The following is a 22195-nucleotide window of genomic DNA, read 5'->3' on the forward strand; positions in this document are numbered from 1 at the left end:
TCCTTTTATTGTTGCTTATTTAATCAACATTCAAATATTTTAAAAGGGCATGTTTTGAGGGTGTTTTTTCTGCTTACAATATTTCTATACCCAATAGGGGCGCATTATTGTGTATATCTTCTGGAGCAGAAAAACAGCCTCATTGAGTTAGAAAACCTTAAAGATAAAAATAGCTTCTTGCCCCTTCTCCTTACATTCGGCTTTACGACTTTCGAACATGTCGATAACAAGATCTTTTAAAAAATGAAGATTTAAGTATTGCCTTGCGTTTTTCTCATTTTTACATATGAGCTTACATCCTTCACATAAAACAGAACATCCTAAATAGCCAAAATAGTATGTGTTTCTTATTTATGTTTTTGTTGCAATTTAAAGGTTTCTAAATCTATTTCATAACGGTGTAGCTGAAGAATCCTGTAATGGGGTCACACCCTTCACGTAAAACAGAAAGCCATTGTGTTACAGTTTCACGAGCTTGTTTTAAAGAAACATCTCTCAAGACACCCAAGCCCTTTTCACACTAGCGCCCGTAAATGATATAATGGTGAATCCATTGAGCACCACTATCTTTATGCTTATGGAGAAGCAAGCCGGCACCATTACACACTTTGCCAGCTCGTGGATGTTGCGAAACCTTTAGCACTTAAGACAATTCATAAGAGCCATTTTTAATCTTTTCTTATACAAATTTTATACCCACACTCATCCCGCTTATGATGTGCAAGCGTGATATTGATTGATCAACATACACAGATTTGAAATGAGAGAATCTGACGGTACTCAAAGTTCTAATTAAATATGCATAACACTAAATTATCTTTATAAATCAATGCATTGAACTTCAAAAGATCCTCTTACAAATGATATAAAAATCTAGTAGATAGACACATTACCTGTACTTAATAAAAGCTATAGCCCTATCATCCCCTAACTCCCAATGTTGTAACAGCTCTTTCATTTAGAGTATGCATAAGAGGTATGTTCACTGTTTTTTTAAGTTTTTTACCCCCATGCCCCTACTTGTGTCATAAGTTAAGCAAATGGTTTTAATTGCTTAAATGTCAAAAAGATTTGAAAAGAACTATTTTTGAACTTTCATTCAAGTTATAAAATGATAAACAATCATTATAAATTAATATATTATCCGAATAGCCACCCCATAAAAAATCAGCTAAATATCAAAGATACTCTGATAGTTTTATTCACTTTCGATGGTGGAGGGGGAGGAAAAGAACCAACGCGTTGAAGTGCCGCCATAGCTAATCGATCAAGTTCTGGATCTCCGGCAGAAGCGACAACACGGCTAGAAAAAATATTTCCCTGCTTATGCACCTTAAATTCTAACTTCACCGTTCCTTTTACCCAGCTGGTACGCTGTCCTACAACATAATTTTTTTGCCTTTCTAATTGTGACTGTACCTTTGCTAACCACTCCATTAACAATATATCTTCAAGTGCAGCTGTACTGCTGCTCTGTCTAGCGGTAGATGAACGCACGGACTTTGCAGGCGGCAGTTTCACGACTGCTTTTGGCATTGGTATCGTTTTCTTTTCAAATATTTTATCTTCTACTTTTTGAGGAAGAGATTCTTCCAGAGATTTTACTGCAAAATCATCTTTTTCTACAGTATGCTGGAGCTCTTCCGGTTGAACTTCCTCCACTGTTTCCAATATCTCTGGCTCTTGCTCTGCAAGATCTGGCTGCAATCGTTCTGGTTCTGTGCTGACACTTGATAAATCTATATCACGATCTGGATTCGACGAATCTATATCAACATCAAGATATAGAGCCTCTTGGGCAAGAGTTAGCATAACCGTCGACGGGAGCATACCATTATTCACACCAGTATTTCGAAAATAAAACTGTGCTCCCAATGCTATATGCAAAGAAAGAGCGCCAACAAATGCACCAAACCAAAGAATTGATAACTGCCTCGTATTTGTAAAGCTCATAGTTTCTTCCGCCGCACTTTCTCTGAAGTGCAATTATTGAGTATTTCATCTCATTAAAACAGGCTATTTTGAAATTGCAACTTTTTTCTTGACTGATTTTATCATGTTTAATATGGTCTCTACTATGATTTTATCTTTTTAAATCATTCCTGCTTGGTTTGCTAAGTTATGATAGGGTTAAATCAAGCATTTTTATAGGTAAAACTTTAAACTGAGAGAGGGGATGTTTAAAAAAAGGTTATAATGTGTTATGCGAATAAGACGAGAAAATATCCATAAAAGCTGCATGATTTTAGGTGCGCTGTCAGTCTGTATACCTTCATTTGTTTTTGCACAAAATAGCGAGAAGAATGTTGTAACTGAACTTAAACCAATCCTTATTAAAGGAAAAAAGATAGAGGATACTTCAAATTCAATAACCATTCTAACTGATCGTAAAACCGATAAGAATATTGATGAAAAACAAATAAGTGATGTTTATGACGTTAATCGTCTTAATCCTTCCGTATCCTATAATTCAGAAAATAACAGTTTTGTTGTTCGTGGCTTAGATGCAAACCGTGTTCTTACGACAATGGATGGTATTTCTCTTCCATGGTTTAATGATATATTCCGTGGTGGAGGTGGAAACACAACTTTTGATTTCAATGCTCTTTCTACGTTTGATACTATTCAAGGATCAGATTCTAGTCTTTATGGTTCTGGCGCCTTAGGGGGAATCATTGCATTGCGTACCCTTAATCCTGAAGACCTTATTGTGGAAGGAAAGAATTGGGGAAGCCTTATAAAAGGTGGTTATCACTCTGTTGATAACAGCTGGCGCATCGATCAAGCTTTTGCTGTACGTAATTACCAAACATTTTTGCTTTTCCAAGGATCATATGTAAATGGTCATGAGCGCAAAAATATGGGAACAGTGGGAGGATATGAAGAACGTACACGTAAAAACCCTTCAAACTTTGATAAAAATAACTTGCTTTTTAAAATTCATCAATATTTGAGTGATAATCACCGGCTTGGTTTTACTGCAGAGCGTTTTGGTCATAAGAGTAGTACACATGAATTAAATTCGTCTAAAAGATATGCTCCAGGTTCCGTTTATGAGCGGGATAATAAGCTTCGTGAGCGGTTTTCTCTTTCTTATAATTATAATGGTAATGGTGATGCAGCTCTTGATGCGTTTAATGGGGTACTTTATTGGCAAAGGCAATCAAGTCGTTACGTTATGACTGGCGTTCGTGTTTCAGCCCCCAAAGGGGATTATTTAAGAGATAATTTCTTGCGTAATATCAATTATGGTTTCAATGCTGATGCACTTAAAAAAATGGATTTTGGCACTATAAACCACACGTTAAAGTTTGCGACTAATGTTTCTTCATCTAAATTTCATCACTATTTGTTAGGTAAAGACAATTGTCATGTAAAAGAATACGCTCGAGGATGCCTTTTTGTTCCTGCTAATCGGTCGGATTCACCAGACACCAATGGTTACAATTTAGGTTTTGTTTTTGAAGATGAAATTGGTTTGGTTGATAATCGTTTTCGTGTAACACCAGGACTTCGGTATGATTGGTACAAATATGTTCCTCAAAAAACATCTGCTTATGAAGAAGCGCTGATTTCTGATAGATTCCCTCCAGAAAGGACTGGATCGCGCTTTTCTCCTAAATTACGCATGGAATGGGATATTCGAAATCAAATAACGCTCTATGCTCAGTGGGCACAAGCTTTTCGTGCACCACGTGTTTCGGAACTTTACGTCTCTTATATCAAACCTTCTGCTTATTATGTGAAGGGAAATCCTGATCTTCAACCAGAGACAAGCAATGGGTATGATGTTGGTCTTCGGTATGGAAATGTAAATTTCGGTGGTTCTTTCAATGCCTTTATCAATCAATATAAGAATTTCATAGATACCGAGGATAGAGGGCCATCAGAAGAATTTAGGTTTGCGCGTCGGCATTACATGAATCGTTCGCGCGTGCAAATTTTTGGTTTTGAAACAAAAGCGCATTTAGTTCTTAAAAATGGTTTTCATAGTAATGTTGCTTTTGCTTACTCCCAAGGAAAAGATCTTGATAAAAATGAATATCTTAACTCAATTCCCCCTTTGAAAGCAGTTATCGGATTAGGATATGCAAAAGAGATTTGGGGAAGCGATATTATCTTTACTTTGGCAGCCAAACGTGACAAAGTCGCTGAAGGGTCTGACTACCAAAAAATTCCAGGGTATCATGTCGTTGATATGACAGGGTGGTGGAAGCCATTCGGTGAAACGGGACCTGTTCTAAGAGCTGGTGTTTATAATCTTTTCAATACAAAATATTGGAATGCGTCGAGTCTTCCTTCTGGTAAAAGTTCAACACCGAAGGATTATTATAGTCAGCCTGGTCGTAACTTTAAGGTGTCGTTCGTACAAAAGTTCTAATCGCTTCTATTAACTATTAGGTAAATAGAAAATCATATCGATAAAAGGATAAATTATTTGTGTTTCTATTTTCAATATCTTTAAAACTATAAAGGTTTGATAGAGCGATTTTAATTCTTTCTATTTTATCATTTTTTGACTGTTTTGCTATTGGTGATAGAGGCATATTTTGTGATAGATTGAACTCTTTAAGAGTTCAATCTATTGCCTAGGAATTATAAAATTTAAAAGTTAGTTCTTGGGTCTGTAACATAAGGTAAAATCCATGGCACATACAGCTGAAATGATTATTCGTTTACGTGAAGAAAAAAAAGAGATGCGAAACCGTGATTTTGCGGTTTCTATTGGTATATCTGAAGCGGAACTTCTTGCAGCCTATTGTACAATTGGAAAAGCAAAAAGGCTACAAATTGATGTTGCTACTCTCTTAGAAAATGCTCCTCGGCTTGGAACAGTCATGGCATTAACGCGCAATGAACATGCCGTTCACGAAATAACAGGGTGTTTTGAAAAAATTGTTCAAAACCAACATGTTCCTATAACACTTGGTGAAATTGATTTACGTATTTTTGCAAAACAATGGAAGTTCGGTTTTGAGTATGATGTTATTGTTCTTGGAAAGCCTACAAAAAGTCTACAATTCTTTGATCATCATGGCGTTGCTATTCTAAAAATCTATTCTAAAGATATGACAAATATGGAAGAGTGGAATAAACTTGTTGAAAAGCTCCTTCTTGAAGATCAGTCTCCTGTTCTTAACATTCTTCCCGTTTCTCTCCCAGCCCAGTGTGACATAACAGAATTGGACATTGAGAGATTTCGGGATCGTTGGCGGAAAATGACAGATGTACACCAACTTCATAAAATTATTTCCGAATTTAAGATTAATCGACATCATGCTGTAAAATATGTTGGCAGTGAATTTGCGGATGAATTACAAGTAGAAGCTGTTGAAATGATGCTTAACCAAGTCGCACGACAAGAACTACCAATTATGTGTTTTGTTGGTAATAAGGGATGTATTCAAATTTTTAGTGGGACTGTAAAAAATATTAAGCAAATGGGGCCTTGGCTTAATGTTCTTGATCCAAAGTTTGATCTCCATTTACTCACATCTGGGATTGCTAGTGTATGGCATGTTCGCAAGCCTATCAGTGATGGTTATGTCAGTTCACTTGAAGTTTTCGATAAAAATGATGAAATAATTGTTCAGTTCTTTGGCATGCGCAAAGAGGGTCAAAAAGAGCGTGAGGATTGGCGTTCTTTATTGAAGTCTCTTCCTCCATATCAAGAATCAGTTGTCGCTTAGAAAGATAAAATATGCTAACTCTTCTTTTGTGCAGACAACTAAGGTTTTTTCTTCTTTTTATACTGCTTTCTTTTAGCTTCTTTTCTCAACGCGCCATCGCTGAACCTACCACATATTTTTCTGAAAATGCGCGAATTGTCTCTATTGGCGGCTCTCTTACGGAAATTGTTTATGCATTAGGAGCACAAGATCAACTTGTTGCCCGTGATAGTACAAGCGTTTATCCAAAAGAAGCCCTCAAACTTCCTGTGCTTGGTTATATGCGTGCCCTTTCACCTGAAGGTGTTTTATCTCTTGCTCCAGAAGGTATCTTACTCGTTGAAGGAAGCGGTCCTGCTTCAACAATTGAAATTCTCAAAAAAACATCAATTCCTATCGTGATCATACCAGAAAATTATTCTCGAGAAAGTGTGATAGAAAAAATTCGTCTTGTTGGAAAAGCCATCCATCGTGAAGCACAAGCTGCTGTATTAATTCAAAAAGTGAGCCGTGATTTTGTAGATAATGATGCTCTTTTGGCAAAAGTAACGAAACCAAAGCGTGTCCTTTTTATTTTGTCGGTACAAAATGGGCGCGTTATGGCATCTGGAACAGATACAGCAGCAGATGGTATCATAAAACTTTCAGGTGGGATCAATGCTATTACTGATTATAAAGGCTATAAACTTCTCAATAACGAAGCGTTATTGAAAGCGAATCCTGATGTTATTTTACTTATAAAACACGGTGAGAAATCCATTAATCTTGAAAAGGTTTTAGCTATACCAGCAATCCAAGCAACAACTGCAGCCAAAAATCATGCTATTAAACAAATGGATGCTATGTACCTTTTAGGATTTGGTCCACGTACTGCAGACGCATCAAGAGAACTTATTCATATGCTTTATGGTGCAAACTAAAACGGATAAAATTGGTAGAGAATCCATCTATGGTTTATGCATCTGAAACAAAAAAAAATAAAAAAATGAATCGTAAAAATTTGAGAACAATACTCTTATTAGGTCTAATAATGTTCCTCATCTTGAGTATTTTGGGCGGACTTTTAAATGGTGCTTCAAATACTTCTTTCTTTGATTTTCTTAATATCATGTTTACGCAAGAATTTTCTGTAAGTAGTAAAACACGTGATTATCTTATATTTATCGATATAAGGCTTCCTCGCGTTATCCTAGGATTATTGATCGGGGCAGCTTTGGCTGTCTCTGGTGTTATGATGCAAGGACTTTTCCGTAATCCTCTTGCAGATCCTGGAATTGTAGGTGTATCAGCAGGTGCTGGTCTTGGTGCCGTTTTAGCAATTGTTTTAGGTTTTGCTTTTCCTGTTTCATTTGCACCTTTTCTAGAGCCTTACAAAGTTATCATGGGTGCTTTTTTTGGTGGACTTTTATCAACGATTGTTCTCTACATAATAGCGACGCATCATAACTTTACCTCTATTGCAACTATGCTACTTGCCGGTATTGCTCTTGGTGCATTAAGCGGTGCAGTTGTTGGAACATTGATTTTTATTGCAAATGACCAACAATTACGCGATATCACTTTTTGGAGTCTTGGCTCTCTTGCAGGCGCGACATGGTGGAAAGTATGGCTCGTTCTTCCTTTCATTTTTATTGGTCTTCTTTTCTCTCCCTTTTTATCACGAGCACTTAATGCTCTTGCGCTTGGAGAAGCCGTTGCTGGCCATATCGGTTTCCATATTCAACGCGTTAAGAATATTGCAATTCCTCTCGTTGCTCTTATGTGTGGTAGTGCAGTTGCTGTCAGTGGTGGTATTGGTTTTATTGGTATTATTGTTCCTCATATTTTACGTCAGATCATTGGTCCTGATCACCGCTATCTTATTCCTTACTCTGCTCTCTTGGGAGCATCTTTACTTATTTTTGCTGATACGTTTGCACGTTTAATTGTTGCCCCCGCGGAATTACCAATTGGAATCGTAACAGCGCTTTTTGGTGCCCCCTTCTTCCTGTGGATCCTTATATGCAAACGAGGAACAGCCTTTTCATGATTGAAGCAACAAATATTTGCGTTCAGCGCGGAAAAAAACAGATTCTCAATCGCATTAATCTTCAAGCTAAAAGTGGTTCTTTTACCATCATTATTGGTCCCAATGGATCGGGAAAAAGTACTTTTGTCAAAGCACTGAGTGGGGAAATTCCTTACAGTGGAAAAATAACCTTAAATGGTTATGATGTGCGCCAAACAAAAACTTATGAAATGGCAAAAATGCGCGCTGTGCTCCCACAATCAACAACACTTGTCTTTCCATTCTTAGTTCATGAAGTTGTAAGACTTGGCCTTTCTGTAAACCAATTCACCATTGCCAAAACCGAGTTACAAAATCTTATCCAGAAAGCTTTAGATCGCGTTGATCTTTCTGATTATGGTAACCTATATTATCACCAGTTATCAGGTGGAGAACAAGCGCGTGTACAACTTGCTCGTGTTCTTTGCCAAATCTGGAAACCCATTTATAATGGAATTCCTCGTTGGATGATATTAGATGAACCTATTGCTAGCCTTGATATTCAACATCAAATTATCGTTATGGATATCGCTAAACAATTTTCCCATTCTGGTGGCGGCGTTCTCGCTGTTCTTCATGATCTCAATCTCGCAGCACATTATGCAGATAGCATGATCTTGCTAAAAGAAGGAGAGATTTATTGCGAAGGAAATGCGACTAATGTTTTGACAACACAAAATCTACGCGATGTTTATCATTGTTCCTTAAACGTTTCTGAATTACCTAAAGAAGATATCCCATTTATACTCCCTCAAACAGCATCCTCTTATGAGTTTAGATCCTAAAGCAGTCAGCTTCAATCTAAAAATTAATGTACCTAGCACAATAAAGTACGCAAATATTCAAGATTCTATTTTATTTTTGATGAGCTCCTTTCTATCATCTAACGTTTTCCGCTCACATCAAAGATATTTTTGGAAAAAACTATCTGTTTAAAATCTTTCAAGATTTTACGTACTAAAAATATTTGAGATTTTATTTTGCTATCATACTTTTATATAATGAAAGTTTATACGACATAAATATGTATTTTCCTCGCTCTTTCTATCACTCTTGTCTTTAATAAAAATGATCCAGAAATACGTACAAATACCTTTGTCATAATAATTATATGGATTATTTATATTTTCTAGGGACTAGATAAAAATTAAGTACCTCTTGACAATTTGTAAAAGATTTATTTGTTGCTTTAACGACGTTATTTTTTCTCATAACATATATGCTTTTGCTTTATCTTTTTTATATTGATTTATAATGATTCTTTATCTATCTTTGTAGTCAATAAAAACATTAAATATAATCATATTTTTATTTTTCTTCCTCTATTAGAAAAATTGTTTATTGATACATCAATTGAATAAAATATTTAAAATAAATTCAATAACGCTTCTTATCGTCCCCTTAACGTAAAAACAATGCGTAATATAGGGATGAGGAGAGAGTATAGAAATAGCGTTTCTCTGCTGCTTCACAAGCATAACGATGATTCCACTCAAAGGAGTACTATCATTTACAGATAAAACCTCCACCATGGCAATGCAAAGAAATGAAATCGACAACAAGGTGAGAAATATCTTTATAAGATGAATTAACTCATACAGGGATATGCTGTTTTTGTACAAAAAAACGCTAAAAATATTGTACTTTTTTATGCCTCAGATTGAATAATTGTATCACCTTACCCCCTATCAAAACACCTTATAAAAAATATATCTCCAGATCTCTTCACGCCACAGTTTAAATGATTTTTACACATTTTCCCTATGTTATCATCAATTATAAAAAATTATATCATTAACTCTTTCCCCCAATCATTTAAAATTATTTTTTAACTCTCTCAAGTATTGTATAAAGAGTATAGATTTCCTCTTCACATACATAAAAAATAACGCGGAATTGCTCCGCGTTAACAAAATTACCAAGGTGTATAGATTATTTATGACCCGACCATACTCATGATTTTATAGCATAGACAACAGTTGCATTAACAGGGCGCGTTTCTGCCTCACCCGTATGAGAAAGAGTTATCTTGTGTGTATGTGCACCAGCAGAAGCTGTTCTCCCTTTCAGAGTCGCATTATAAGTATAATGATTCGGTAGTCTTCCAATATCACCAGTTGGCCATCCTACCCCTTGATACTCAAAATTGTGTGCATGCTCGCCTGATTCTTCAATGGTTCCAATATGCGTATGCGATTTTATGCTATCTTGTTGTTTATCTGCAAATTTTCTACCACCATCTAAACCACGGCCATCATCAAAGCCGCGTAAAAACATGCCTCTAAAATCAGGGACTTTAAAAGTTCCATAGCTGTTTTTTCCCCATTTATCACCTATTGCTTTGAATAACTGCGGATAATCCTCACACTTATAAGACTTACCATCACATAAAAGCCAACCATTTGGCACACTTTGCATAGCAAATGTTGCAATAAATCCAGCAGGAAAATTTTCTATTTTTGGTGGTGTAGGATTTAATAAATACCACCCTTCATGCTCTTTTATTAAAACACCATTATTATATACCATTTCATAAATGCCACCTCTTTGCAGTTCTCCCCCTTCTAAGGGGATAACCCCCACATCAGTGGCTTTATAGATAAGCTTTTCTCCTATATTATTAACAGTTATTGTCGTCGTGCCAATATTCGTGCCACGAGCTTTAAAACGTATGATGATATCATTGTTGTATTTCTTTATCGGTGAAACTGTCTTTAAGGTAATTAATGTTGTTTTATCTTCCGCATTTACCATAAAGCTTGAGTCAATAGATCCACCATTATCTGCAAGATATTCTCGTACGCGCTGCATCATCGCCCGCGCACTATCATTAACAGAACTAGGCGGCTGACCTTCTGCCCAATTAATGATACTATCTGAATAAGCATTTTCATCGGCCTTTAGCGACCAATCGTAAATATTAGACATTTTAAATCCCCCATTATTTTCATAATTTTTCTAACAACTTCTCGTTCTGTGCACTAGAATGCGCTGCCACTTTTTATTGCTACATCATAACCACTGCACCATCCGTATTTACACATTTTATCTCTCTTTCCTCCTTCCAATTTAATAACCTAAATTCATCAGACCTTCTTCATAACATCAGCATTAATGCAACCAATTCTAATGTGTAATATAGCCACCTCATCTGAGGTTACTTAATATCTTGTTTTGTTGTTGTGCTGTTGTTATACAGTTATATTTTCAATATCTTGCATCTCATTGCAAAATTTATAAATACTGTTCAAAATTCCCCCTACTATGGATTTCATAGAACTGTTATTGAATGTAATAACTTATCATCCGCATAGAAAGTTTTTGATTTAAACATTCTCTTTTTTATTTTTTTCAATAGCTTAAATCTATTTCGTCGATATTTTATACTCTATATTTTAAACGAAGAATCTCTCTCTTTTGACTTCCATTTATCTTAAAATTCTAAAAGTTAACTTCAAATTCTTTGTATGCATCATTATATTTTTATTCATATGCAAATACCTTGAAAGGCTCTATTTTATTCAATTTATTTCTGAAATTGTTTTACTCGATCAATACCAACATTTTTTAAACAAGCTTCTGTTCAATCTTAATGCACCATAGGAAATATATTCACTATGACCATTTTTTTCACACCTTAATTGAACTAGAAATGAAATACTTTAAATATTAAAGAAATATCACAAACCCTCATCAGATCTGATGAATATAAATTTCTTTTACTTGAATTAAAAAAACAGCCTTTGCCCCCTATAAAATGCGCGCCACTCACCTTTAAAGAGCTGTAAGCGCCCATTCTCCTCCCCCACCTAGTGTGATTACCCGCGTGTAATATTTTATTATATATGGATTCTTTTTGCAAGAACAATAAATCCTTCTGAACATGCCCTCGCAATTATTAGCTTTTTCTCTCCTTGTGGAAAGATAAGAGGAAAAATTTACTGTTTTGATAACAAATTCTGTACTGGCTAAACCAACAGAGCAAAATACATCATATCATCGAACTTCATTGTAATCATGATTTAAAAATTTAAGTAGGCTTTCTTAATATTTTACTTTGTTACATCATCAGCTTTTATAGAAAAAATCTCAACCGTGCTTACAATATCTATACCATCATTATTTCCTCTTAGAAGAAGAATAACAAGATCTCTCAATAATAATAAATAAAACTCTGAAAATTGAAGATCTTACTGTTTTATATAAGAGACTAAGCCATCATTCCCATACTTCTTACCTTCTTTCTCAGAAACTTTCAACATTGTGTTTTTTTAAGAGGTATAGTTTTATTTGAAGCGCCTTCACTCCATTTTATACCAACAATTTGTGAGGTCATTTTTACATCGTCTGCTATATTTGATATATTTTATTCCTTATATAAAAAAACCATACTCACACTGCCTTTGCGAATAAAAAACTTTTCTGTAATTTCATATATATATATTTAAACTATAAGAATTTATAAAATACGATTTGTTTTATTATCAATAAAATAAGCTATATGTCGTGATTTTTTATATAAAAATACCTTATATTTTATTCATAAAAAATAAAACTCATCTTTATTAAATATAGACGTTATTAAACTTTTTATTATTGATCATGTAAAATCGTAAATAGAATATATTCATCATTTTCTTATTTGTAATGATATCTTAATTGAACACAGCTATGAAAAAATAAGAAAGTTTTATTTTATATTCTAAATACGTAGAATAAACATAAATTTAAAGGATATGTAATAATCTGTCATGATTTCAGAAACAAAAGCATCACGACATGACACTTTATAAAAAGGGTGCTATTGTCTGAAACTGAGTAACTAGCTTAGCAAAAAAGCTACATAAAAGTAAAAGAATAAAAATTAATGGAATTGCGCAGCATATACCCTCTGGCTTTAGCTATAAATTTTATCCTCACCATTTCTTTATAAAAGACTTTAATATTATCACTGGTTATTTCATAGTATCTGCTTTTATTTCTAACGCATGTAGAAAAATCGTTAAAAATATATCTTTGTGATTGACAATGTCAGTATTTAAGCCAATCATGTGTATTCTGGCAAAAGTGTTTACGTGGGGGGAGTGCAGGTATTATTTCAAAGATATTGCGTTGATCTTTTCAAAGTAAATCTTCTTAAGCTTTATTGAAGATGACTTACTATAAAATATTATAAGCATCTCTTCATTCAAGATACATTATTGATCATTTAAATATATCTCCATTAACATCACGCCTTAGTTTTTAAACTATGTGTTTAGAAGGAAAAAGTTTGTGCCGAAAAATATTCCATCAATCAGTTGTAGTCCCTTTCCTGCCTCACGCAAAATTTATCAACAGAGTCCTCTTTTTTCTGATGTGCGTGTTCCATTGCGTGAAATTTCATTGACCGATGGGAGTGGTGAAAAACCTTTAAATGTTTACGATACTTCTGGTCCCTATACCGACAAAGATGCAGTCATTGATCTTACAAAAGGTTTACCTGCAATTGGCTCATCTTGGCTCTTTCAGCGTGCTGATACTGAACCTTATCCTGCACGCTTAGTTAAACCTGAAGATAATGGATTAACCTATAATAGCTCTGCTATTCCAACATTTGAACAAAAACGACCTATTTTACGAGCTAAAAGTGGCAAAGCAATTACACAAATGGCGTATGCACGCGCAGGTATTATTACTGCCGAAATGGAATATGTTGCTATACGAGAAAATGAAGGACTGGCAATAAAAGATCAACAAAAAGTGCACTCAGATATATTAGATGGAGAAATACCAGAAATTTATACTGCGGAATTCGTTCGTAATGAAATTGCAAATGGACGAGCCATTATTCCACAAAATATCAATCATCCAGAATGCGAACCAATGATTATTGGACGTAATTTTCGTGTTAAAATTAATGCCAATATTGGCAATTCAGCAGTGACTTCATCAATGGCAGAAGAAGTTGATAAAATGGTTTGGGCTATTCGTTGGGGGGCAGATACAGTTATGGATCTCTCAACAGGGAGAAATATTCACAATATTCGTGAGTGGATTATTCGAAATTCTCCTGTGCCTATCGGGACTGTTCCTCTTTATCAAGCACTCGAAAAAGTACAAGGTATTGCTGAAAATCTAACATGGGATATTTTTCGCGATACTCTCATAGAACAAGCAGAACAAGGGGTTGATTATTTTACCATTCATGCAGGCTTAAGATTACCATTTATTCCTATGACTGTTGATCGTGTAACAGGTATTGTTTCACGAGGCGGTTCTATTATGGCAAAATGGTGTCTCCATCATCACAAAGAAAGCTTTCTCTACGAACATTTTGATGAAATTTGTGATATTGCAAGAACATATGATATCTCTCTTTCGTTAGGAGATGGATTACGCCCTGGCTCTATTGCCGATGCCAATGATGAAGCACAATTTGCCGAACTTAAAACTTTAGGAGAATTGACAAAAATTGCTTGGGAAAAAAATGTACAGGTTATGATTGAAGGACCAGGACATGTCCCAATGCACAAAATTAAAGAAAATATGGAGCAACAACTCAATCTCTGTCATGAAGCACCTTTTTATACTTTGGGACCTCTTACAACTGATATTGCTCCTGGTTATGACCATATTACATCAGCAATTGGTGCTGCTATGATTGGATGGTTTGGAACTGCCATGTTATGTTATGTAACACCTAAAGAACATTTAGGACTTCCCGATAAAAATGATGTCAAAACGGGGGTCATCACTTATAAAATCGCCGCTCATGCTGCTGATCTTGCAAAAGGTTTGCCCAGAGCACAGTTGCGCGATAATGCTCTTTCACGTGCACGATTCGACTTTAGATGGCATGATCAATTCAATCTGTCTCTTGATCCAGAAACAGCTTGTACCTTTCATGATGAAACAATGCCGAAAGATGCCCATAAATTGGTGCATTTTTGTTCCATGTGTGGACCAAAATTCTGTTCTATGCGTATTTCCCATGATATTCGTGATGCTGCAGCACTCAAAAAAACAAAAGGGGAAGGTATGATTGCTATGGCTGAAAAATATCAAGAAAGTGGTGATCTTTATGTCGATGCATCTCAAAAAAAGAGAGTAAATAGTTGAAGAATATTCTTATTAAAGGTGCGGGTGTTGCTGGTTTAACCGTTGCTTTTATATTACAACAAAAAGGCGCTCGTGTTACTATATCGGCTCCACTAAACTCTCCTATAGGTTCATCCAGTTGGTATGCTGGAGGAATGCTTGCTCCTTATTGTGAAAAAGAAAATACTGAACAGATTGTTGAAGACCTTGGTGTACAAGCTATACACTGGTGGCGAAAAATATTTCCAGATCTTGTTACACAAAAAGGTACTTTAGTGGTTGCTCCTACGCGTGATAGAGGAGAACTTGAACGATTCTCACTTCGCACACATCATCATAGAACCATAAACCGTGCAGAAATAGCCCATCTTGAACCAGATCTTGCAGAACATTTTGACTGTGGGCTTTTTTATGAAAGTGAAGCCCACCTTGATCCTCGTAAAGCACTTATCGCTTTAAAAGAAAAACTGATAACAAATGGCGCATGTTTTGTTGATGTTAAAACATCTGAAACAAATTTTGATATGGTCATTGATGCAACAGGAATAGCACGTTTAGGAAAAGATAAAAATATACGGGGCGTGCGTGGTGAAATGCTACTCTTGCGGAGTACAGAAATTAAAATTTCCCGCCCAATTCGTCTTCTTCATCCACGATTTCCACTTTATGTTGTTCCACGACAGGATGATCTTTTCATGATTGGCGCAACGATGATTGAAAGTGACTTTGATGGTCCAATATCGGTGAGATCAATGATGGAATTGCTCAACGCGGCCTATACATTGCACCCTGCTTTTGCCGAAGCAGAAATTGTTGAATCCGGCGTTGGTATTCGTCCAGCTTATCCTGATAACTTCCCTTCTGTATGCAAATATGGTAACCATATCTCTATTAATGGATTTTATAGACATGGTTTTCTTTTGTCTCCAGAAATGGCAAAACGAGCGGTGAAATTGGCATTGGAATAAAACATGCAAATATTTGTTAATGGTGAAACACTTCAAACAGAAGCCTCTTTTCTTAGTCTCTTGCTTGTGGAATTGGGGTATGAAGGAAATTGGCTAGCAACTGCTGTTAATGCTGAAGTTGTTCCTGTAGATGCGCGTGACCAATTTATTTTGCATGAAGGAGATAAAGTGGAAATTTTAAGCCCAATGCAAGGTGGTTAATTATGTTGAATCTTTATGGACGACAATTCTCCTCTCGTCTTATGTTAGGTACAGCGCAATATCCTTCTCCTGCCATCCTTCGTGATGCTATTCATAAATCCAATACAGAAATTGTAACCGTTTCATTACGTCGAGAAAGCGCAGGTGGAAAACAAGGAGGGCAGTTTTGGCAATTCCTTCAAGAGCTCGATATAACGATACTTCCCAATACCGCTGGTTGTTATACTGTTAAAGAAGCGGTAACAACAGCCCATTTAGCTCGTGATCTCTTTAAAACCTCTTGGATTAAACTCGAAATTATCGGTAATTCAGATACCTTACAGCCAAACGTCTTTTCTTTAATTGAAGCAGCAAAAATTTTAAACAATGAAGATTTCAAAATTTTTGCCTATACAACCGATGATCTCATTGTTGCTGAAAAACTCTTAGATGTTGGCTGCCGTGTCATTATGCCTTGGTGTGCCCCTATTGGATCAGCCAAAGGCCCTCATCATACCGATGGACTGCGTTCTATCCGTGCTTATCTTCCAGATGTTACTCTCGTTATTGATGCCGGCATCGGGCGCCCATCCCATGCCGCTGTTGCTATGGAACTGGGTTATGATGCGGTCCTTCTTAATACCGCAGTTGCTAAAGCAGGTGATCCTGTTTTGATGGCTGAGGCCTTTTCCAAAGCTATTCAGGCAGGGCGTATGGGGTATAAAGCAGGTATTCTCGAAGCACGCAATGTCGCGGTCCCTTCAACCCCCGTCATTGGTAAAGCGGTATTTTGATGAAATTGGATCCTTTTTACCTCATTGTTGATACTGCTGAGTGGGTTGAACGTTTGATTCCTCTTGGTGTCAAACTCATACAATTGCGTATGAAAAATGAAGATCTTAAAACGATCCGTCAACATATCAAGCGTGCAAAAAACATATGTGATAAATGGGGGGCACAATTAATTATTAATGATCATTGGATCATAGCCATTGATGAAAAATGCAATTTTATTCATCTTGGGCAAGAAGATCTATGCAATGCTGATCTCCTTGCAATTCGTAAAAATGGTATAAGATTTGGTCTTAGCACCCATGATGAACATGAATTGGATATCGCGCTCTCTGTTAATCCTGACTATATTGCTCTTGGTCCTATTTATCCGACAATCTTAAAAAAAATGAAATGGAAACCACAAGGATTAGAAAAAATTAAACAATGGAGAAAGCGAATTGGTGCTTTACCTCTCGTTGGCATTGGTGGTTTAACACCAGAACGTGCAGTTTGTGTTTTAAAAGCAGGAGCCAATAGCGCTGCTGTTGTGACTGACATTATCCTCCATAAAAAACCTGAAGAGCGGGTACAACAATGGATCAAGGGGACCCAACCATGGCGTTAACGCCTTCTATTCTCATTGTTGCGGGTACTGATCCAACAGGAGGTGCTGGCATTGTTCGTGATATAGAAACCTCTACGCATTTTCAAATAAAAGCAAATTTAGCAATTACTTGTGTTAACGTACAAAATGATCATCACGTTGCTGAAATTGTTCCCATGAATGAAAAACTTATCGCTGCGCAAATGCGCATAGCCTTAGAAGCTAATCCTATCAGCGCAATAAAAATTGGTATGACAGGAAATCAAGCAATTATAGCAGCAATTTGTCATGTCCTCGAAGATTACCCCCATATTCCGGTTATTCTTGATCCTGTGCTGGTTGCCTCATCAGGAGGAAAACTGACAACAGAAAAAATCATAGAAATTATGATCAATCAGCTTCTCCCACATGTTACTCTTTTAACACCAAATAGAGATGAACTTGCTCTTCTTAGCCAAACCCCATTGGCATCTCATCATAAGCAAGCAATACAACAAGCAAAAAAACTTTTGTCATTGGGAGCTCGCTCTATTTTAGTAAAAGGGGGACATGCAGATGGTCCTCTTGCAATTGATAGATTCATTGACAAAACTGAAATCATCAATATTTCTGCTCCACGTTTAAAAGGAACAATGCGTGGAACAGGTTGCATTCTCTCAAGTGCTATTGCAGCCCATTTGGCACTCAATGAACCTCTTATTTCAGCTGTAAAAAAAGCAAAAATATATACCCACACATTGCTTTTAAACCATTGTAAAAACAGTTTTTAAAAGTCTTAGTATTTCTCATAAAAGTAATATTATTCTTTTATTTATAGAGTTAATATTTTTAATAAAAATTATTAACAAAGCTAAAAATATAATAATAAAAAATTTATAGTTAAATTTACAAATAAAATACTATAAAAGTTACTTTCATTAATGATTAAATAGAGCATATAATGGTCATAAATGTTATCATTTATGCCACTTGTGTTCAGTAGAAAATTCTTTTACCATAAAGAGATTAATCTGTTTAAAAAACTAAAATGGTGCATTTGAACAAATTGTACATTTTAAAATGTATATAGTCTCAAGCACCTGTATTTAAGATCTGCCTTTTTTGTGAAAAGAGAAAATGTCGTTCTTATACACTAACGCTAATGAACATATTTATAAAACTTGAAAATAATTTTATTTGATCTATAATCACTAGATCATTAGAAAAAGTAAAATGTTAAATCAAACGCCCTGCTCAATTTCCTATGAAGAACTCTTAAATTTTTATAAAGAAAGTGGTGCGGATGCCGTTCTGACAGATTTCCCTATTGATCGTTTTAAGCAGTCTGCTTCTTCAGAGAAAAAATCAACGCCTGTTGTTAACATTTCTGATAATCAACGTCCCTCCCCAAGCGTAAAATTAGATAATCACTCACTACATAACTCTAGAGCTATACAAAACGAACCCGCAGCTATTGAAAGTGCAAAAAGTGCAAAGACACTTGAAGAATTAAAGTCTGCTCTCCTTGCATTTAATGGCTGTTCATTAAAATTGACAGCAAAAAATACCTGTTTTTCAGATGGAACAGCAGGAAGCCCCCTGATGCTTATAGGCGAAGCCCCAGGACGAGAAGAGGATATACAAGGAATTCCTTTTGTGGGAAAAGCGGGGATGTTGCTTAATAAAATCCTCGCATCAATTGGCTTAACAAGAAATAATGTTTACATCGCCAACACTATTCCTTGGCGTCCACCAGGAAATCGTACACCAACACCAAGAGAAGTTGCCTTGTGCCGCCCTTTTATTGAACGGCACATTTATTTAGCACGTCCTCGTGTTCTTATAGCACTGGGAGGCGTTGCTGCACAGTTTCTTACCGGATCTCAAAATGGGATTATCCGAACAAGAGGTAAATGGCATATTTATGAAAGCGAGGATAATATAAAAATACCTGTTATGCCAACTTTCCACCCTGCTTACCTTCTTAGAACCCCTAGTCAAAAGAAGCTTACATGGATAGACTTCTTAGAAGTAAAAAATCGTCTCGATAGCCTTTTGTAATTTTTTAATCCTATCTTTCTTCTAAAATTAACACACCCTTCTTTAACTCTTAAAATGCGAATGGGAAAAAACTATGAAACAGCCAACAACATCTATTTATCGTTTGGAAGATTACCAACCAACCCCTTACGTTATCCCTAAAACACACCTTTCTTTCCAATTGGCACCAACAAAAACCTATGTTACAGCCATATTGTTTATTGAGCCCCGTCACGATACAAAAGAATTAACACCTCTTGTTCTTTCTGGTGATGATCTTACTTTAATTTCCGTTTCTATTAATGATGAGATATTAGCCCAAAACACTTATAAAGTGACGCCTTCACGTTTAGAAATTACAACGCTACCAACGGCTCCTTTTACATTGAAATTGGTTACGGAACTGAATCCTGAAAGCAACCGCCAACTTATGGGGCTTTATCTTTCAAATGGTGTTTATTGCACACAATGCGAATCGGAAGGTTTTCGTCGTATTACTTATTTTTACGACCGCCCAGATGTTCTTTCTATTTATAGAGTGAAAATTGAAGCAGATTCCCAAACACTCCCAATCTTGCTTTCAAATGGTAATTTAGTGGAAACAGGAACTTTAGAGAATAATCGTCATTTTGCCATTTGGGAAGATCCTTATCCCAAACCATCTTATCTCTTTGCTTTAGTAGGTGGAGATCTTGATAAGTTAGAAGACCATTTTACCACTGTATCTGGACGACGTATCGAGCTTGGTATCTATGTAGAAAAAGGAAAAACCGAACGAGCAACCTATGCAATGGATGCTCTTAAACGTTCCATGCGTTGGGATGAACAATGTTTTGGCCGCGAATATGATCTTGATGTTTTCAATATCGTTGCTGTGTCCGACTTTAACATGGGAGCAATGGAAAACAAAGGCCTTAACGTTTTTAATGATAAATATGTTCTTGTCGATCCTGAAACAGCAACCGATCAGGATTATAGAAATGTTGAAAGTGTCATTGCCCATGAATATTTCCATAATTGGAGCGGTAATCGTGTTACCTGTCGCGATTGGTTTCAACTCTGTTTAAAAGAAGGATTCACTGTTTATCGTGATCAGGAATTTTCATCAGATCAAAATGTACGCAGCCTACAGCGAATTGAAAATGTAAAAGCATTAAAAGCGACGCAATTTGCAGAAGATGCAGGACCTCTTGCGCATCCTGTACGTCCTCGTCAATATAGCCAAATTAACAATTTTTACACCACAACTGTTTATGAAAAAGGTGCTGAAGTTGTTCGCATGATACGAACTATTTTAGGTCCTACTCTGTTTCGTAAAGGCACTGATCTTTATTTTCAACGTCATGATGGACAAGCTTGTACAATTGAAGATTTTATTGCCTGTTTTGCTGAAGTGTCTGGTCAAGACTTCTCCCAATTCATGCTATGGTATGAACAGGCAGGAACACCCAATGTAGAAATCGATAGTCATTATAGCGATGGTGTTTTAACAATTCATGCAAAACAACATATTCCCGTTACCCCACAACAAAAAACAAAAAAGCCCATGTTTATCCCTATCGCTTTTGGACTCCTAGGACCTAATGGAGAAACCCTCCCTTATGAAACGGATACAGATATTCAATCAGATGTTATGCTTTTATCCAAGGAAAGCCAAACCTTTACATTAAAGGGTCTGCGTGAAAAACCCGTTTTATCACTGCTGCGAGACTTTTCAGCACCAATCATTCTACACACGCCATTCAATGAAAGAGAACTTATTTTTCTTGCACAACATGATGACAATCACATCAATCGCTGGCAATCTCTTAATCATTTAATGACGCAAGCTTTGCTTCAAAGCATTCAAGATAAAACACAAGAAAAAGCAACACTCCCTTCTGCTTTGCTAAAGCTGATTGAAACAATCATAACAGATGAAACCTTAGAGCCTGAATTTCGTGCCTTCTGTTTAAATTTACCTAGTGAAGTTGAGCTTGCTCATACAATCGGTAAAAATATTGACCCAGATCGTATTCATTACGTGCGCAATCAGTTTCTCGCTTCACTTGCACGAACACATCAAAAACTCTTAACAAAATTCTATGAACAAATGCAAACCCAAGAACCCTATTCACCAAACACTGTACAAGCCGGAAAGCGAGCATTCAAGAACATAATATTGGATTATCTTTCTATTGCTGAGAACAATCCAAATCGTGCGGCGACACAGTATGCAACAGCTGATAACATGACTGACCGAATGGCGAGTATTGCTGTTCTCGTGAAGCGTTTTAATGAAAGTGAGCAGGCACAAAATGCCTTAAATGATTTTGAAAACCGCTATCGGAATGACCCTTTGGTCATGGATAAATGGTTTTCTATTCAAGCAATAGTTGCTGGCACATCAACACTCGAGAATGTTCAAAAGCTCATGCAACATCCGCTTTTCTCACAAGATAATCCTAATCGTGTACGTTCCCTAATCGGTGTTTTTGCCTCTAACAATCTTACGGGCTTTAATAGGATGGATGGAGCGTCTTATCATTTTCTTTGCCAAGTCATTTTGGAAATTGACAAAAAAAATCCACAGCTCGCTTCACGATTATTAACAACTTTGCGCTCTTGGCGACAATTAGAACCCATTCGGCAACAAAAACTTGAAACGGTATTAAAAACGATTGCTGCCGCGCCAAAATTATCAAGCGATGTTGCTGATATCATCAATCGCCTGCTTACTTGAAACAAAAAATTATTTTAAATTGATATACTATAATATTTTTTAAAATAAATTCTATAAACTATTCGATCATCATTAAATCTATAAACAGGCAACCTAAGCCTGTTTATAGATCACGTTTAAAGTGCTTTTTTC

At 36.1% G+C, this 22195-nt stretch carries 15 protein-coding genes and 1 pseudogene; 13 read left to right on the forward strand and 3 right to left on the reverse strand.

All coding sequences use genetic code 11. The annotated features are described in order from the left end of the window. Window positions 1-418 precede the first annotated feature (418 nt). Both ACFIMQ_RS02320 and ACFIMQ_RS02325 read right to left on the reverse strand, forming a co-directional pair. Window positions 419-643, reverse strand: a pseudogene (locus tag ACFIMQ_RS02320) (Arm DNA-binding domain-containing protein); the annotation flags it as partial. A 524-nt stretch (window positions 644-1167) separates the two neighbouring features. Next, on the reverse strand, window positions 1168-1953 hold the full coding sequence (locus ACFIMQ_RS02325; protein ID WP_375616104.1) for an energy transducer TonB: 786 nt from the start codon (window positions 1951-1953) through the stop codon (window positions 1168-1170). A 250-nt stretch (window positions 1954-2203) separates the two neighbouring features. Between ACFIMQ_RS02325 and ACFIMQ_RS02330 the strand changes: the two genes are divergently transcribed. The 5 genes from ACFIMQ_RS02330 (at window position 2204) to ACFIMQ_RS02350 (ending at window position 8501) form a co-directional block, all read left to right on the forward strand. Next, window positions 2204-4381: a TonB-dependent hemoglobin/transferrin/lactoferrin family receptor gene (locus tag ACFIMQ_RS02330; RefSeq protein WP_375616103.1), complete on the forward strand. Its 2178-nt coding sequence runs from the start codon at window positions 2204-2206 to the stop codon at window positions 4379-4381. A gap of 265 nt (window positions 4382-4646) precedes the next feature. After that, window positions 4647-5690 (forward strand): hemin-degrading factor, encoded by a 1044-nt coding sequence (locus ACFIMQ_RS02335; protein WP_375616102.1) that lies wholly within the window; start codon window positions 4647-4649, stop codon window positions 5688-5690. 11 nt (window positions 5691-5701) lie between these two features. Further along, window positions 5702-6589, forward strand: a complete 888-nt coding sequence (locus ACFIMQ_RS02340) for a hemin ABC transporter substrate-binding protein (protein ID WP_375607731.1) — start codon at window positions 5702-5704, stop codon at window positions 6587-6589. A 29-nt stretch (window positions 6590-6618) separates the two neighbouring features. Further along, complete coding sequence (locus tag ACFIMQ_RS02345) at window positions 6619-7698, forward strand: FecCD family ABC transporter permease (protein WP_375616101.1); 1080 nt, start codon at window positions 6619-6621, stop codon at window positions 7696-7698. Beyond that, the gene (locus tag ACFIMQ_RS02350; protein WP_375616100.1) at window positions 7695-8501 is read left to right on the forward strand and encodes a heme ABC transporter ATP-binding protein; all 807 of its coding nucleotides are present in this window, start codon (window positions 7695-7697) and stop codon (window positions 8499-8501) included. Before ACFIMQ_RS02345 ends, ACFIMQ_RS02350 begins: the two co-directional genes overlap by 4 nt. 1168 nt (window positions 8502-9669) lie before the next feature. Here the strand turns inward: ACFIMQ_RS02350 and ACFIMQ_RS02355 are convergent. After that, window positions 9670-10644 (reverse strand): phage tail protein, encoded by a 975-nt coding sequence (locus ACFIMQ_RS02355; protein WP_375616099.1) that lies wholly within the window; start codon window positions 10642-10644, stop codon window positions 9670-9672. A gap of 2346 nt (window positions 10645-12990) precedes the next feature. On the opposite strand from ACFIMQ_RS02355, the gene thiC reads away from it, so the two are divergent. From thiC to pepN, 8 genes are all read left to right on the forward strand, one after another. Continuing rightward, window positions 12991-14817 (forward strand): phosphomethylpyrimidine synthase ThiC, encoded by a 1827-nt coding sequence (gene thiC, locus ACFIMQ_RS02360; RefSeq protein ID WP_375616098.1) that lies wholly within the window; start codon window positions 12991-12993, stop codon window positions 14815-14817. Next, entirely contained in the window at window positions 14814-15764 is a 951-nt protein-coding gene (locus ACFIMQ_RS02365) for an FAD-dependent oxidoreductase (RefSeq protein WP_375616097.1), read from the forward strand. Before thiC ends, ACFIMQ_RS02365 begins: the two co-directional genes overlap by 4 nt. A gap of 3 nt (window positions 15765-15767) precedes the next feature. Next, window positions 15768-15965 carry a sulfur carrier protein ThiS gene (gene thiS, locus ACFIMQ_RS02370; protein WP_375616096.1) on the forward strand — a complete coding sequence of 66 codons (198 nt, stop codon included), beginning with the start codon at window positions 15768-15770 and terminating at the stop codon, window positions 15963-15965. A 2-nt stretch (window positions 15966-15967) separates the two neighbouring features. Further along, window positions 15968-16738, forward strand: a complete 771-nt coding sequence (locus ACFIMQ_RS02375; RefSeq protein WP_375616095.1) for a thiazole synthase — start codon at window positions 15968-15970, stop codon at window positions 16736-16738. Beyond that, window positions 16738-17343 (forward strand): thiamine phosphate synthase, encoded by a 606-nt coding sequence (locus ACFIMQ_RS02380; RefSeq protein WP_375616094.1) that lies wholly within the window; start codon window positions 16738-16740, stop codon window positions 17341-17343. The genes ACFIMQ_RS02375 and ACFIMQ_RS02380 overlap by 1 nt, the downstream gene beginning before the upstream one ends. Beyond that, window positions 17334-18092 (forward strand): hydroxymethylpyrimidine/phosphomethylpyrimidine kinase, encoded by a 759-nt coding sequence (locus ACFIMQ_RS02385; RefSeq protein WP_375616093.1) that lies wholly within the window; start codon window positions 17334-17336, stop codon window positions 18090-18092. Before ACFIMQ_RS02380 ends, ACFIMQ_RS02385 begins: the two co-directional genes overlap by 10 nt. A gap of 442 nt (window positions 18093-18534) precedes the next feature. Continuing rightward, the gene (locus tag ACFIMQ_RS02390) at window positions 18535-19362 is read left to right on the forward strand and encodes a uracil-DNA glycosylase family protein (protein ID WP_375616092.1); all 828 of its coding nucleotides are present in this window, start codon (window positions 18535-18537) and stop codon (window positions 19360-19362) included. A gap of 73 nt (window positions 19363-19435) precedes the next feature. After that, window positions 19436-22063: an aminopeptidase N gene (gene pepN, locus ACFIMQ_RS02395; RefSeq protein WP_375703311.1), complete on the forward strand. Its 2628-nt coding sequence runs from the start codon at window positions 19436-19438 to the stop codon at window positions 22061-22063. The last annotated feature ends 132 nt before the right edge of the window (window positions 22064-22195 follow it).

Origin of the sequence: Bartonella sp. AD13SXNS (assembly GCF_042196465.1) — a bacterium.
GTDB lineage: Bacteria > Pseudomonadota > Alphaproteobacteria > Rhizobiales > Rhizobiaceae > Bartonella.

Excerpts from the sequence above, each read along its gene's own strand:
- ACFIMQ_RS02345 (WP_375616101.1), top strand. The coding sequence starts at position 6,619 with ATGGTTTATGCATCTGAAACAAAAAAAAATAAAAAAATGAATCGTAAA.
- ACFIMQ_RS02350 (WP_375616100.1), top strand. The coding sequence starts at position 7,695 with ATGATTGAAGCAACAAATATTTGCGTTCAGCGCGGAAAAAAACAGATT.
- ACFIMQ_RS02380 (WP_375616094.1), top strand. The coding sequence starts at position 16,738 with ATGAAATTGGATCCTTTTTACCTCATTGTTGATACTGCTGAGTGGGTT.
- thiS (WP_375616096.1), top strand. The coding sequence starts at position 15,768 with ATGCAAATATTTGTTAATGGTGAAACACTTCAAACAGAAGCCTCTTTT.
- ACFIMQ_RS02375 (WP_375616095.1), top strand. The coding sequence starts at position 15,968 with ATGTTGAATCTTTATGGACGACAATTCTCCTCTCGTCTTATGTTAGGT.
- ACFIMQ_RS02340 (WP_375607731.1), top strand. The coding sequence starts at position 5,702 with ATGCTAACTCTTCTTTTGTGCAGACAACTAAGGTTTTTTCTTCTTTTT.
- ACFIMQ_RS02325 (WP_375616104.1), bottom strand. The coding sequence starts at position 1,953 with ATGAGCTTTACAAATACGAGGCAGTTATCAATTCTTTGGTTTGGTGCA.
- ACFIMQ_RS02335 (WP_375616102.1), top strand. The coding sequence starts at position 4,647 with ATGGCACATACAGCTGAAATGATTATTCGTTTACGTGAAGAAAAAAAA.
- ACFIMQ_RS02330 (WP_375616103.1), top strand. The coding sequence starts at position 2,204 with ATGCGAATAAGACGAGAAAATATCCATAAAAGCTGCATGATTTTAGGT.
- ACFIMQ_RS02385 (WP_375616093.1), top strand. The coding sequence starts at position 17,334 with ATGGCGTTAACGCCTTCTATTCTCATTGTTGCGGGTACTGATCCAACA.
- ACFIMQ_RS02355 (WP_375616099.1), bottom strand. The coding sequence starts at position 10,644 with ATGTCTAATATTTACGATTGGTCGCTAAAGGCCGATGAAAATGCTTAT.
- pepN (WP_375703311.1), top strand. The coding sequence starts at position 19,436 with ATGAAACAGCCAACAACATCTATTTATCGTTTGGAAGATTACCAACCA.
- ACFIMQ_RS02390 (WP_375616092.1), top strand. The coding sequence starts at position 18,535 with ATGTTAAATCAAACGCCCTGCTCAATTTCCTATGAAGAACTCTTAAAT.